This is a genomic window from Pseudomonas sp. G34, assembly GCF_031119625.1.
Lineage (GTDB): Bacteria > Pseudomonadota > Gammaproteobacteria > Pseudomonadales > Pseudomonadaceae > Aquipseudomonas.
The window spans coordinates 85,544-99,183 of record NZ_JAVHZV010000006.1 but is presented as its reverse complement, the minus strand read 5'-3'; the positions used below and the strand labels follow the sequence as shown (position 1 = coordinate 99,183).

At 65.4% G+C, this 13,640-nt stretch carries 11 protein-coding genes; 6 read left to right on the top strand and 5 right to left on the bottom strand.

The annotated features are described in order from the left end of the window. Window positions 1–52: 52 nt before the first annotated feature. From ompR to QYS36_RS03540, 3 genes are all read left to right on the top strand, one after another. Entirely contained in the window at window positions 53–790 is a 738-nt protein-coding gene (gene ompR, locus QYS36_RS03550; RefSeq protein ID WP_308838186.1) for a two-component system response regulator OmpR, read from the top strand. 259 nt (window positions 791–1,049) lie between these two features. Then, the gene (locus tag QYS36_RS03545) at window positions 1,050–2,363 is read left to right on the top strand and encodes an ATP-binding protein (protein ID WP_308838185.1); all 1,314 of its coding nucleotides are present in this window, start codon (window positions 1,050–1,052) and stop codon (window positions 2,361–2,363) included. A gap of 90 nt (window positions 2,364–2,453) precedes the next feature. Then, complete coding sequence (locus QYS36_RS03540; RefSeq protein WP_308838184.1) at window positions 2,454–6,239, top strand: EAL domain-containing protein; 3,786 nt, start codon at window positions 2,454–2,456, stop codon at window positions 6,237–6,239. A gap of 4 nt (window positions 6,240–6,243) precedes the next feature. Here QYS36_RS03540 and QYS36_RS03535 read toward each other — a convergent pair whose 3' ends face one another. The 4 genes from QYS36_RS03535 to QYS36_RS03520 all read right to left on the bottom strand — a co-directional run bounded on the left by QYS36_RS03535 (window position 6,244) and on the right by QYS36_RS03520 (window position 9,372). Continuing rightward, window positions 6,244–7,140 (bottom strand): LD-carboxypeptidase, encoded by an 897-nt coding sequence (locus tag QYS36_RS03535; RefSeq protein WP_308838183.1) that lies wholly within the window; start codon window positions 7,138–7,140, stop codon window positions 6,244–6,246. Beyond that, window positions 7,137–8,042: a 30S ribosomal protein S6--L-glutamate ligase gene (rimK, locus tag QYS36_RS03530; protein ID WP_073267393.1), complete on the bottom strand. Its 906-nt coding sequence runs from the start codon at window positions 8,040–8,042 to the stop codon at window positions 7,137–7,139. The genes QYS36_RS03535 and rimK overlap by 4 nt, the downstream gene beginning before the upstream one ends. Next, window positions 8,039–8,473 carry an ATP-dependent zinc protease gene (locus QYS36_RS03525; RefSeq protein WP_308838202.1) on the bottom strand — a complete coding sequence of 145 codons (435 nt, stop codon included), beginning with the start codon at window positions 8,471–8,473 and terminating at the stop codon, window positions 8,039–8,041. Before QYS36_RS03525 ends, rimK begins: the two co-directional genes overlap by 4 nt. 107 nt (window positions 8,474–8,580) lie before the next feature. After that, on the bottom strand, window positions 8,581–9,372 hold the full coding sequence (locus QYS36_RS03520; RefSeq protein WP_308838182.1) for an EAL domain-containing protein: 792 nt from the start codon (window positions 9,370–9,372) through the stop codon (window positions 8,581–8,583). Window positions 9,373–9,439: 67 nt separating this feature from the next. Here QYS36_RS03520 and QYS36_RS03515 point away from each other — a divergent pair, with 67 nt between their 5' ends. Beyond that, window positions 9,440–9,877, top strand: a complete 438-nt coding sequence (locus QYS36_RS03515) for an RNA-binding S4 domain-containing protein (RefSeq protein WP_374990414.1) — start codon at window positions 9,440–9,442, stop codon at window positions 9,875–9,877. A gap of 31 nt (window positions 9,878–9,908) precedes the next feature. On the opposite strand, the gene QYS36_RS03510 is transcribed toward QYS36_RS03515, so the two are convergent. Further along, window positions 9,909–10,700, bottom strand: coding sequence for a phosphatase PAP2 family protein (locus tag QYS36_RS03510; protein ID WP_308838181.1), 792 nt, complete (start codon window positions 10,698–10,700; stop codon window positions 9,909–9,911). 212 nt (window positions 10,701–10,912) lie between these two features. Here QYS36_RS03510 and hslO point away from each other — a divergent pair, with 212 nt between their 5' ends. Both hslO and QYS36_RS03500 read left to right on the top strand, forming a co-directional pair. Next, the gene (hslO, locus tag QYS36_RS03505; RefSeq protein WP_308838180.1) at window positions 10,913–11,800 is read left to right on the top strand and encodes an Hsp33 family molecular chaperone HslO; all 888 of its coding nucleotides are present in this window, start codon (window positions 10,913–10,915) and stop codon (window positions 11,798–11,800) included. A gap of 154 nt (window positions 11,801–11,954) precedes the next feature. Continuing rightward, window positions 11,955–13,496: a phosphoenolpyruvate carboxykinase gene (locus tag QYS36_RS03500; protein WP_308838179.1), complete on the top strand. Its 1,542-nt coding sequence runs from the start codon at window positions 11,955–11,957 to the stop codon at window positions 13,494–13,496. The last annotated feature ends 144 nt before the right edge of the window (window positions 13,497–13,640 follow it).

The window sequence follows — 13,640 nt, the reverse complement described above, 5'->3', positions numbered from 1 at the left end:
CCACCGTTCAGCCGGGCGCATCGCGCCGCGGACTCTCGGTCAAGGAGCCTCTATGAGCAGCACTGCAGTACAACCGGTCGAAGGCGAGAAGATCCTGATTGTCGATGACGACGCCCGCCTGCGTCGCTTGCTCGAACGTTTCTTCGACGAGCAGGGCTATCGTGTGCGTGCGGTGGAGAACGTCGAACAGATGGACCGCCTGCTGTCGCGCGAACTGTTCAACCTGGTGGTGCTCGACCTGATGTTGCCCGGTGAGGATGGCATGAGTGCCTGCCGCCGCCTGCGCGCTGCCAACAACCAGGTGCCGATCATCATGCTCACCGCCAAGGGCGACGAGGGCAGCCGCATCCAGGGCCTGGAAATCGGTGCCGACGACTACCTGGCCAAGCCGTTCAACCCGCGTGAGCTGCTGGCCCGTATCAAGGCCGTGCTGCGCCGCCAGGTGCCGGTGGTGCCGGGCGCGCCAGGCAGCGAGGACGAGAGCGTCACCTTTGGCGAGTACGAGTTGTCGCTGGCGACCCGCGAGCTGAAGAAGGGCAGTGAGGTGCACATGCTCACCACCGGTGAGTTCGCCGTGCTCAAGGCGCTGGTGCAGCATGCCCGCGAGCCGCTGACCCGCGACAAGCTGATGAACCTGGCCCGTGGCCGCGAGTGGGATGCCCTGGAGCGCTCCATCGACGTGCAGATTTCCCGCCTGCGCCGGCTGATCGAGCCGGATCCGTCCAAGCCGCGCTATATCCAGACGGTCTGGGGTGTGGGGTATGTGTTCGTGCCGGACGGCAACAAGTAACAGGCCAGTGAGAAACTACCCGGGCTGCCCGCGCGGCTTTGAAGATGGGCGAAAGATGCTCATGTACCACTCGTACACGCATCGTCTTGCGCTGGCTGCCTCGGCTCGGGCTTGCTGCTTCGCGCTACCGCCTGTGCAGTCGTCGCCTACGTTTCTCAATGCTCTGTAAGCCAACAAGACGCATGAGGGCTGGATACCGAAACCAGCCCTCTTTCGTTCAGCCCTCCGCCTTCAGCGTTCTGCCCCGGCTCCTGTTCTTATGAAAGCTCCACTCTGGTTTCCGCAAAGCTTCTTCTCGCGCACCCTCTGGCTGGTGCTGATCGTCGTGCTGTTCTCCAAGGCGCTGACCCTCGTCTACCTGATGATGAACGAGGATGTGCTGGTGGATCGTCAGTACAGCCACGGCGCCGCATTGACCCTGCGCGCCTACTGGGCGGCGGATGCCGAGGACCGCGGCAATATCGCCGAGGCCGCCGGCCTCAAGCGGGTGACCCGTGCGGAAGTGCCGGCCAGCGAGGAGCACTGGCCCTATAGCGAAATCTTCCAGCGGCAGATGCAGTCCGAACTGGGGCCGGATACCGAAACCCGGGTTCGCGCCAAGAGCCCGCCGGCCCTTTGGGTGCATGCGCCGACGCTCGGCGAGGACTGGGTGCGCGTGCCGCTCTACCCGCATCCGTTGCGTGGCCAGCGGATCTGGAGCGTGCTGGGCTGGTTCCTGGGCATCGGCCTGCTGTCCACGGCAGCGGCATGGATTTTCGTGCGCCAGCTCAGTGCGCCGCTCAAGCGCCTGGTGATCGCCGCCCGTCAGTTGGGTCAGGGGCGTAGCGTACGGCTGCCGGTCGGCGACACGCCGAACGAAATGGCCGAGGTGTACCGCGCCTTCAACCAGATGGCCGAGGACGTCGAGCAGGCCGGGCGCGAGCGCGAACTGATGCTCGCAGGGGTGTCCCATGACCTGCGCACGCCGCTGACCCGGCTGCGCCTGTCGCTGGAGTTTCTCGACCATGATTCGGAACTGACCGATGACATGGTGCGCGATATCGAGGACATGGACGCCATCCTCGATCAGTTCCTGGCCTTCATCCGCGATGGTCGTGACGAACCCGTCGAGGAACTGGTGCTACCCGAGCTGATTCGTGAGGTGGTCGCCCCCTATAACCAGAAGAGCGAGCAGGTGCGCCTGTTCCTCGAAGCGGTGCCGGCCTTTCCGCTGCGCCGGGTGTCGATCAAGCGGCTGATCGTCAACCTCATCGAGAACGCCCTGCGCTATGGCGGCAGCCCGGTGGAGATCGTTCTGTCGGTGGCCGGTGACCACAGCGCGCCCTACGTGGTGCTGAGCGTGATGGACCGTGGCGCCGGGATCGACCCGAGCGAGCTGAGCAATATCGTCAACCCCTTCATCCGTGGCGACAGCGCCCGCGGTGGCAAGGGGGCCGGCTTGGGTCTGGCCATCGTCAAGCGCATCGCCTCGCTGCATGGCGGCAGCGTGGAGCTGCGCAACCGTACCGGCGGTGGGCTGGAAGCCCGTATCTGCCTGCCTCTGGGGTTGTTGCTACCACGCGACGCGGCCTGATTCTCGACTAGGCTGTTAAGTCGATGCAGGCACCTGTACAGCCCTTCCAGGCTGGTTCATGCTGTGCTGGCATAGCGCTATGAGGTTCGTATGCCCCGCACTGCTGAACGCCTGCCATCATGGACATGGTGGCTGCCGCTGCCGGCCTTCCATCTGGCCACCCAGCTGTCGCTGATCACTCAGTTCGAAGGCGGGCTGGGCATTTTCTATCTGCCGTTCGCCCTGGCGCTGGTTCTGGTGCTCTGGTGGGGGCCACGGGTGCTGTTGGCGCTCTACGCCAACGCGGTGCTCTCCACGCCGCTGTGGGGGCTGGACTGGCGCCTGGCGCCCCTGCATGGCCTCCCGGAAACCCTGGGTGTTGCCAGCTGTTACCTGCTGCTGCGCTGGCGCCCGTTCGACGTGGCGCTGCCGGACATCAGCCACGTGCTGCGCTTCGCTTTGCTGGGCGTGCTGCTGCCGGCGGCACTGGCCGTTGTGCTGCTGATCGCAAACCGGCTGCTGCTCGGCGAGTTGCCGGTGCGGCAGGTGCCGCAACTGGCGTTGACGCTCTGGCTGGTCGACAGCCTGACGGCGCTGTTGATCTCCAGTGCACTGCTGACCTACTTCAGCCCCTGGCTGCGTCGGCGTGGCTGGCTGATGCCGGTCGAGGGGCTGGCAGCGCCGCTGCTGCGGGTGCCTGATGCGTTGCGTAAGGTGCCGCGGCCCTATGTCCTGCTGCCGGTGCTGGTGTGCCTGCCGATACTGCTGGAACTGTTGCCCACGGCGTTGAAGTTGCCGGCCGTCGGCCTGATCATGCTGGGCCTGGCGCTGGTGTGGGGATTTTCCGGGGCGCTGTACGGGGCGACAATCAGCGTTCTGGCGGTTCTGGTGCTGCCGTGGCTTGATACCCGCGGTGCCTTCAGCTGGGTCGAGCCGCAGCGCCTGGAACTGCATGTCGGCATCCTGCTGTTCATCTTTGCGGCACTGCTGATCGGCCGCAGCCTCACCGATCTGCGCCTGGCCCTGGTGCACAGCGCAGCGGTGCAGCGCCAGCTGACCCTGGCGCATTCGGCGCTGGATGCCAGCCCGCTGGGGGTGCTGATCGCCGATGCGCGCCAGGCGCAGCTGCCGCTGGTCTACTGCAACCCGGCCTTCGAGCAGATCAGCGGGCGTGAAGCCAACGCCACGCTGGGGTTGAGCCTGCTCGAGCTGCTGCGTGGCGAGAAACGTCACGAAGGCCTGCATGCCCTGGAAACCGCCATCCGCCGTGAAGTACCCGGCAATGCCGTACTGCGCCTGCAGCGCCAGGATGGTGAAGCCTTCTGGGGCGAGGTGATCCTGGCGCCGATGCGCGACGAACAGGGTGTCAGCCACTTCATCGTCATGCAGCAGGACGTCAGCGCCCGCGAGCAGCTGGCCCAGGACATGCTGCGCCAGAGCGAAACCCTGCAGCAGCAGAGCCACCTGTTCACCCAGACGGAAAACATCGCCGACCTGGGCGGCTGGTCGCTGGACATGCGCGACATGAGCATGTACTGGAGCGCCGGCTGCTTCGCCATCTACGAACTGGATCCGAAAAGCGGCGCGCCGTCCTTTGAGGAATCCTTGTGCCAGTTCGATGCCGCCGGCCGCGAGCTGATCGGCCGCACCTTGCAGAACATGTACAAGGGCGAGGATCAGTTCGATATCGAGGTGCGCGGCACCACCGCCAGGGGCCGCCCGCGCTGGGTGCGCTTGCTCGGGGTTGCCGAGCGCGACGGTGGTGAGCTGGTGCGCATCTATGGCGCCGCCCAGGACATCACCGCCAGGCGCCGCACCGAGCAGCAACTGCGCGAGCGCGACGACCGCCTGCGGCTGTTCTTCGAGGCACCGCTGATCGGCATGGCGCTGATCACCCCGACCTTCGGCTGGTCGGAGGTCAACCTCAAACTGTGCAGCATCCTCGGCCTGAGCCGCGAGCAGTTGCTGGAATCCAGTTGGGCGGGCATCAGTTGTGCGGACGACCTCGAAGCCGAGCAACCGCTGCTCGACGAGGTGCTGGCCGGCAGCCGCGAGGGTTTCGAGCGCGACCGCAACTTCTTGCGCGCCGATGGCAGCCGAGTACCGACACGGCTCAACCTGCGCGCGGTGCGGCGCAACGACGGCAGGGTCAGCATGTTCCTGGTGCTGGTCGAGGACATCAGTGCGCGCTTCGAGGCAGAGGCCCGCTACCGTACCGTCGTCGAACATGCGCCGGAGGCGATCATGCTCTACAGCGACGCGGGCGGCATGGTCGACTTCAACGCCAATGCCCTGCGCCTGTTCGGCTATCGCCGCGAGGAGTTGCTCAACCGCCGGCCCTTCGAGCTGAGTCCGGAGCGGCAAGCCGATGGCAGGCCGTCGTCCGAGGCCGCCAGGCATTACCTCAAGGCGGCCCTGGCGGGCGAGGTGCCGGTGTTCGAGTGGCTGCACCGCGACAGCACTGGCCGGCAGTTCCCCTGCGAGGTGCGCCTGGTGCGCCTGCCGGGCGAGCCGATATTGATCCGCTGCAGCGTGACGGACATTTCCGAGCGCCAGCGCTACCAGCGTGAGATCGAGCGCCTGGCCTACAGCGACGAGCTGACCGGCCTGCCCAATCGCCGGCTGATGCTCGACCGCCTGCAGCACGCCATGGATCGCGAGATTCGCCAGGGCAGCCTGGGCGCGCTGCTGTTCATCGACCTCGACCATTTCAAGACGGTCAATGACAGCCTTGGCCATCTGGTCGGCGACAGCCTGCTGCGCGAAGTGACCGCGCGCCTGGAAGCGCAGCTGCGCAACGAAGACACCCTGGCACGCATGGGCGGCGACGAGTTCGTGGTGCTGCTCGAGGGGCTGGACGCCAATGCCCAGCTGGCGGGCGAGCAGGCGGCGATGGTTGGCGAGCGCTTGCTCAAGAGCCTGGAGCAGCCCTGCCTGATCGACGGCCATGAGCTGGCAATGAGTGCCAGCATCGGCATCGCCCTGCATCCGCTCGGCGAGCAGAACGCCGCCGACGTGCTCAAACAGGCGGATACCGCCATGTACCGCGCCAAGCAGGGCGGGCGCAACGCCCTGCACTTCTTTGCGCCGGAGATGCAGGCGGCCATCGATCAGCGCCTGCAGTTGCAGGGCGAGCTGCGCCAGGCCATTGCCCGCGACCAGCTGTACTTGGTGTTCCAGCCACAGCTGCAACTGGGCGACGGCCAACTGATCGGTGCCGAGGTGCTGGTGCGCTGGGCGCACCCGGAGAAGGGCGAAATCCTGCCGGGCCAGTTCATCCCGCTGGCCGAGGAAACCGGGTTGATCCAGGACATCGGCAGCTGGGTGCTGGAGCGCGCCTGCGCCACGCTGCAGGGCTGGTTGCCGCACTACCCCAGCGTGGTGCTGGCGGTGAACCTCAGCCCACGGGAGCTGCGCAGCCGCGAATGCGTCGAGCGGGTGCGCGGCTGCCTGGAGCGCTACGGCGTGCCGGCCACGGCGCTGGAACTGGAGCTCACCGAGGGCGTGCTACTCGAGGACGTCGAGCAGTGCATCGCCAACATGCGGGCGCTCAAGGCCCTCGGCGTGCGCTTCTCGATCGACGATTTCGGTACCGGTTATTCCTCCCTGACCTACCTCAAGCGGCTGCCGCTGGATCGCCTGAAGATCGACCGCAGCTTCACCCAGGACCTGGGCGCCGGCGGCAACGGCAGTAACGTCCTGCTGGTGGAAACCATCCTGATGATCGCCCGCAATCTGGGCCTGGAATGCGTGGCCGAAGGCATCGAGACGCCAGAGCAGCTCGAGCACCTGAAAAAACTGGGCTGTGAGGTTGGCCAGGGCTACCTGCTCGGCAAGCCGATGCTCGCGGCGGATTTTCTGCAGCGCATGGCCCGGCCAAGCCTGGTTCGTTCCTGAGGCGTCACCAGCTCAGCGTGCTGCCCTCGAGCGTGGCATTGCGGCCATAAGGCCAGGCGAAGTTGGCGTCGCCGTGGCCGCTGGGCAGTTCGCCGTACAGCGGGATATCGAACGGCGCCAGGTACTCGCCGATGATCTCCTCGATGCTGTGCTGCACGCCGCGCCGCGGGCAGTCGGTGAAGCTGCCCAGGCACACCGCCGCCGGGCGGCGTTCGGCGAAGCTTTCCAACAGTTGCCAGAAGCTGCGCTCCAGGCGGTAGTAAGGCTCGCCGACGTCTTCGAGGATCAGAATTGCGTTATCCGGCAACTGCATACCGGCGACCGTGCCGCAGCCGCTGGCCAGCGCCGTGAGGTTGCCGCCAACCAGCGGCCCCTCGATGGTGGACTGCGGGCCGCTGAGGTGGCGTACCGGCAATGAATGGCTGCTGCCCTGCAGCAGATCCCACAGCGAGCGCATCGACGCCAGCCGTTCACGCTGCCCGGCCGGTGCGGCCAACGCCTGCAGGCCAAGGGCGGTGGCGACCGGGCCGTGGATGCCGGGCAGCTCATGGCGGGCGAAGGCATCGAGCAGGATCGACAGGTCCGAGTAGCCGATTAGCGGGCGCGGGCTGGCGTTGCGCAGCAGTGCCCAGTCGATGCCGGGCAACAATTGTGCGCAGCCATAGCCGCCGCGCAGGCACCAGACGGCATCGATATCCGGCAGGCTGAAGGCTTCGTGCAGGTCATCCAGACGCTGCGCCGGCGTACCGGCCAGGTAACGATGGCGAGCCCGCACGTTGCGGCCCAGGTGGTAGTCGATGCCCTGCACCTCGAGCTGCGCCAAGGTCGCGTCGAACACGTCATCGGCAATCGCCGAGGCGGGGGCGATCAGGGCCAGGCGGCCTGCAAATGGCGCACTCATCCTTTGCCCTTGGTACGGGTCAGGTTGGGGCCGCCGTTCTTTTCCAGGAACTGGATGATCATCCCGGCGACGTCCTTGCCGGTGGTCACTTCGATGCCTTCCAGGCCCGGCGAGGAGTTCACTTCCATCACCAGCGGCCCATGGTTGGAACGCAGGATGTCGACACCGGCCACCGACAGGCCCATGACCTTGGCGGCACGAATGGCGGTCATGCGTTCTTCCGGGGTGATCTTGATCAGGCTGGCGGTGCCGCCGCGGTGCAGGTTGGAGCGGAATTCGCCCGGCTTGGCCTGGCGCTTCATCGCCGCGATGACCTTGTCGCCGACCACGAAGCAGCGGATGTCGGCGCCGCCGGCTTCCTTGATGTATTCCTGCACCATGATGTTCTGCTTGAGGCCCATGAAGGCCTCGATCACCGACTCGGCGGCCTTTTCGGTTTCACACAGCACCACGCCGATGCCCTGGGTGCCTTCGAGCACCTTGATCACCAGCGGCGCGCCGTTGACCATGTGGATCAGGTCGGGAATGTCGTCCGGCGAGTGGGCGAAACCGGTCACCGGCAGGCCGACGCCGCGCCGCGACAGCAGCTGCAGCGAGCGCAGCTTGTCCCGCGAGCGGGCGATGGCCACCGACTCGTTGAGCGGCACCACGCCCATCATCTCGAACTGGCGCAGCACCGCGCAGCCATAGAAGGTCACCGAGGCGCCGATGCGCGGGATCACCGCGTCGAAGCCTTCCAGCGGCTTGCCGCGGTAATGGATCTGCGGCTTGTGGCTGGCGATGTTCATGTAGGCGCGCAGGGTGTCGATCACCACCATTTCATGGCCGCGCTGTTGCCCGGCCTCGACCAGGCGACGCGTGGAATACAGGCGCGGATTGCGCGACAGCACAGCGATTTTCATTGGGCACCGGTCGGGTCGGGAAGTACGGGTTTGTCTTGTACGTAGGTGAGCGCCGGGTTGACCACCAGGTGGCCGTCGATCAGCGCTTTGGAGCCGAGCAGCATGCGATAGCGCATGGCCTTGCGGCTGGCCAGGGTGAATTCCACCGGCCACTGCAAGTCGCCCAGCATCAGGCTGGTGCGGATCACGTAGCGACTCTGGGCCTGGCCATTGGAGCTCTTGATGATCTTCAGGGCAACCAGGCGCGCTTCGCAGCGATGGCGGCGCTGCACCTGGGTGCCGATATAGGCGGTAAAGCGCACCCAGCGCTCGCCGTCGCGCTCGAACGGCTGGATGTCACTGGCGTGCAGGCTCGAAGTGCTGGCGCCGGTATCGATCTTGGCGCGCAGGCCGACGATGCCGAGTTCGGGCAGGTTCACCCACTCGCGCAGGCCGATCACGTTGAGGTGGTCGAATGTCTTCAAGAAAGCTGTCCGTATCTACTTAGGTCGCGCATCTGCCGCGCATGGTACTGAAAATCCGCCGCGCTGCACGTTCGTCAATGCGTGGTCGCTGCAGGCGTCCACGCCGCGTCGGCGATCTCCGGCAAACCTCGGAATTGCGGCTTGGCGAACAGGTAACCCTGCATCAGGTCGATGCCGATGGAGGCGAGGAAGTCCCGCTCGCCCGGCGTTTCGATCCCTTCGGCGATCACCGTTACACCCAGATCGTTACAGATAGACAGGATGCCGCGCGCGATGGCCTGGCGCGCCTTGTCCTTGTCGACATCGCGAATCAGTGCCATGTCCAGCTTGATCAGGTCAGGCTGAAAGTCGGCCAGCAGGGTGAGGCCCGAGTGGCCGGCGCCGAAGTCGTCGATGGCGGTCTTGAAGCCGAACTCCTGGTATTGGCGCAGGATGTTGGTCAGGTGTTTGCTGTCGGCCATGTGGTCGCTTTCCAGGGTCTCGAAGATCAGCCGGTCGAGCGGAAAATCGTGCTGGCGCGCCGCTTCCAGGGTGCTGCGGATGCACAGCTCGGGGCGATACACGGCATTGGGCAGGAAGTTGATCGACAGGTAGCTGGCCATGCCCAGCTGCTTGGCTTCGGCAATCGCCTGGGTGCGGCAGCGCTGGTCGAAGCGGTAGCGGTTGTCGTCGGTGATGCGCTCAAGCACCGAAAGCGCACCTTCGCCTGCCGGGCCACGTACCAGCGCCTCGTGGGCGAACACCTGGCGGCTGCGCACGTCGATGATCGGCTGGAAGGCGAAATGGAAGGCGAAATCCAGCTCCGTGCTGCCCTGGCAGCCCTGACATTTTTCAGGGTGGATAAGATCGCTGGGAAAGTGGGTCACCGCTGCTCCAGAATGAGGATTGCTCAAGCTTGCATGCATCGGACAATGCGCACAGGCTGGAGTGACAATGAATTGTGAGGTTAGCGAGGTAAGGGTGGCAAAGCAGGATGCCGATGACAAGGTAAGGTTAGACAAGTGGCTGTGGGCCGCGCGCTTCTACAAAACCCGGGCGTTGGCCAAGGCGGCGATCGAAGGCGGCAAGGTGCATTGCCGTGGCGAGCGCTGCAAGCCGGGCAAGGAGCCCAAGGTCGGTGACGAGTACGTGATTCGCACCGGTTTCGAGGAGCGAACCGTGGTGGTGCAGGCGCTGTCGGTGGTGCGCCGCGGCGCACCCGAGGCGCAGACGCTGTATGCCGAAACCGGCGAGAGCATCGTGCGCCGGGAAAAGGCTGCCGAGCAGCGCAAGGCTGGTGCCCTGGGGGTGCAGACCGACGGTCGGCCGAGCAAGAAGCAGCGCCGGCAGCTGTTCTACCTGCGCGGCGGCTCCGGGGACTGGGTGGAGTAGGGCTGCCCGCCATGCAGGCAGGCGGTGGCCGTCAGCGCCCGTTGACCACCGCGAAGGCGCCGATCACCGGCAGCCGCGCCAGGGGGCGCATCAAGGGCGCCGTGGCGCGCTCGATGGCAGCGCTGGCGCGGTAGGCCAGCGGGGTGTAGCAGCTCCAGGCGATGCCCAGCACACTGAGCAGTACGCCGCCGACAAAGGCGTCCGCACCCCAGTGGGCGCCGGCGACCAGGCGCGGCAGCATGCCGAGCATCGCCACGCCCCATACCAGTAGGCGGCGCCAGCCGCTGACGAAGAAGCTGCAGAACATCGCCCAGATCATCAGCACCGAGGCGTGGTCGCCCGGGAAGCTGCGGCTGGCGCTGTCCTTGAGGTCCCAACGTTCTTCCCAGGCCGGGAACATCTCGGTCAGCCGCGCGCTGCCTGCAATCTGCAGCGATGGGCTCGCATGTTGCCAGCCCATGTACTCGACCAGGTCGGAAAAGCCCACACGCATCAGCAGCATGACGGTCAGCGCGACCAGAAACGCATACAGCCCGGTGCGCACCTGGTTGGCCGGGAAGATCAGCCCGGCGCGCAGCAGGATCGCCAGCATCACCACGCCGACGCCGGCATCCACCGGGCGCATGCTGCCGATGGCCCAGATATGCGCCCACAGGCCGGCGGCATGCACGGGGTCGTTGAGCAGATGGAACAGCCAGACGTCGAACTGATTCCAGTACACGCGAGTGACCGGCCACAGCCAGCTGGCGAACAGCAGGCCGATAAGCAGGTGGCTGAGCAAAAGGGCGCGTGGGCGCCATTGGGTATTGAGAGCGAGATACATGACGGCGGCTCGAAGAAAACCGCCGATTCTAGGCAGCTGTGCTGCCTCGCTGGGCGCTATCGCGGCTTCGTTCAGCCCGGGTTCAGCTGCTGTACGCCTGCCGTTCTTCGCGTGCGGCTTGGTCGGCGTCGCGTTTGCGCCTAAAATTGCCGGCCCCCAGTCCAGTGGGCGCGCCCCTGGCCTGTCTTGCATCCATCAGCAGGCGACCCGTTATGTCCGACTTCACCCAACGCTTTATTTTCGATGACACCGATGTGCGCGGTGAACTGGTCGGGCTGTCCGGCAGCTATCAACAGGTGCTGGCCAAGCACGACTACCCACGCCCGGTGGCGCAACTGCTCGGTGAGCTGCTGGCCGCCGCTTCCCTGCTGGTCGGCACCCTGAAGTTCGACGGCCTGCTGGTGCTGCAGGTGCGCTCCGAGGGCCCGGTACCGCTGCTGATGGTGGAATGCTCCAGCGAAGGCGACGTGCGTGGCATCGCCCGTTACCAGGCCGAGCGTATCGCCGAGGGCGACGGATTGCCGCAGTTGATGCCCGAAGGCGTGCTGGCGATGACCGTCGACCCCACCCAGGGGCAGCGCTATCAAGGCATCGTGTCGCTGGACGGCGACACCCTGGCCGATTGCCTGAGCAACTACTTCGCTACCTCCGAACAGCTGGCCACGCGCTTCTGGCTGTGCGCCGACGGCCTGCGCGCCCGCGGCTTCCTGCTCCAGCAACTGCCGGCCGATCGCCTGCCCGATGATGAAGAGCGCGCGGCCAGCTGGGAGCACCTGGTGACCCTGGCCAACACCTTGCAGAACGAGGAGTTGCTGGGCCTGGACAACGAAACCGTGCTGCATCGCCTGTACCACGAGGAGACGGTTCGCCTGTTCGAGCCGCGTGGCATTCGCTTCCGTTGTAGCTGCTCGCGTGAACGCTCGGCCAAAGCGCTGGTCAGTTTAGGGCGGGCCGATGCCGAGCTGCTGGTCAGCGAGCATGACGGCCGCGTGGAAATCGACTGCCAATTCTGCAACGAACGCTACGGCTTCGACGCCGCCGACATCGCTCAGCTGTTCGCGGGCGGAGGCAGTCAGCAGCCCTCCGACACCCGTCACTGAGGGCTGCCAGCAACGCGCAGGCTGTTCTGATTGGGGGCTGCACCCGTAGCCCGCTTTTCTGGCATAATCCGCGCACTTTTTTAGCTGTAGCCCTGCTCCGCGCAGGGCTACAAAACGTTTGGAAGACTCGGCCACTCGGCCGACGGGGACTTACATGACGCAAGCCAACAACGCTGTGTACACCGACATCAGCACTGCCCAACTGGTCGAAGAAGCCCTTCGTCGCGGTGAAGGCGAACTGGCGTCCACTGGTGCTCTGGTTGTACGCACCGGCCACCGTACCGGGCGTTCTCCGGTCGACCGCTTCATCGTCGACGAGCCGAGCACCTCGGCCGATATCGGCTGGGGCCCGATCAACCGCAAGTTTCCAGCCGACAAGTTCGATGCCCTGTGGGATCGCGTCCAGGCGTTCTCCGATGCCCAGGACAGCTTCGTTTCCCACGTTCATGTAGGCTCCGCCGAAGCTCACTACCTGCCCGTCAAGATGACCACTGCCACTGCCTGGCAGAACCTCTTCGGCCGTCAGCTGTTCATCGAGCCGACCCAGTACAACCCGTCCGGCAAGCAGGAGTGGCAAGTTCTCAATGTTGCCAACTTCGAGTGCGTGCCCGAGCGTGACGGCACCAACTCCGATGGCTGCGTGATCATCAACTTCGCACAGAAGAAGGTGCTGATCGCCGGCATGCGTTACGCCGGTGAAATGAAGAAAGCCATGTTCAGCGTGCAGAACTTCCTGCTGCCGGCCGCCGACGTGCTGCCGATGCACTGCGCTGCCAACATCGGCGAAGAAGGCGACGTGACCCTGTTCTTCGGCCTGTCCGGCACCGGCAAGACCACCCTGTCCGCCGATGAAAGCCGTTACCTGATCGGTGACGACGAGCACGGCTGGGGCACTGGCGTGGTGTTCAACATCGAAGGCGGTTGCTATGCCAAGTGCATCGACCTGTCCGAGAAGAACGAGCCGGTGATCTGGAAAGCCATCAAGTTCGGCACCGTGCTGGAAAACGTGGTGCTCGACGAGCAGCGCAAGCCGGATTACACCGACGACAGCCTGACCCAGAACAGCCGCGCCGCCTACCCGCTGGAATTCGTCGAGAAACGCAGCGAGAAGAACCTCGGCGGCGAGCCGAACGCGGTGATCTTCCTGACCTGCGACCTGACTGGCGTGCTGCCACCGGTGTCGATCCTCAACGAAGAGCAAGCGGCTTACCACTTCCTGTCCGGTTACACCGCCCTGGTCGGTTCCACCGAAATGGGTTCGGGCAGCGGCATCAAGTCGACCTTCTCCACCTGCTTCGGCGCACCGTTCTTCCCGCGTCCGGCTGGCGTTTACGCCGAGCTGCTGATCAAGCGCATCCAGGCCTTCGGCTCCAAGGTCTACCTGGTCAACACCGGCTGGACTGGCGGCGGCTACGGCGTCGGCAAGCGTTTCAACATCCCCACCACCCGTGGTGTGATCGCCGCGATCCAGAGCGGCGCGTTGATCGGTACCGAAACCGAGCACCTGCCGATCATCAACCTGAACGTGCCGAAAGCCGTTCCGGGCGTCGAGACCAACCTGCTCAACCCGCGCAACACCTGGGCTGACAAGGCTGCCTACGACGAGGCCGCCAAGGGCCTGGCCAAGCTGTTCATCGACAACTTCACCAAGTTCGACGTCAGCGATGCCATCAAGAGCGCCGGCCCGCAGCTGTAAGCTCGCGCCACGTTCGACAAGGCCGCCTTCGGGCGGCTTTGTCATTTATGGTGCAACACTTCTCGCGGCCCCCAGGCGGCTGTGCGCTGTGAAACGCTTGCCACACAGGTTACGGTTATTGGCCATTCAGCGGTCAATGGAGTG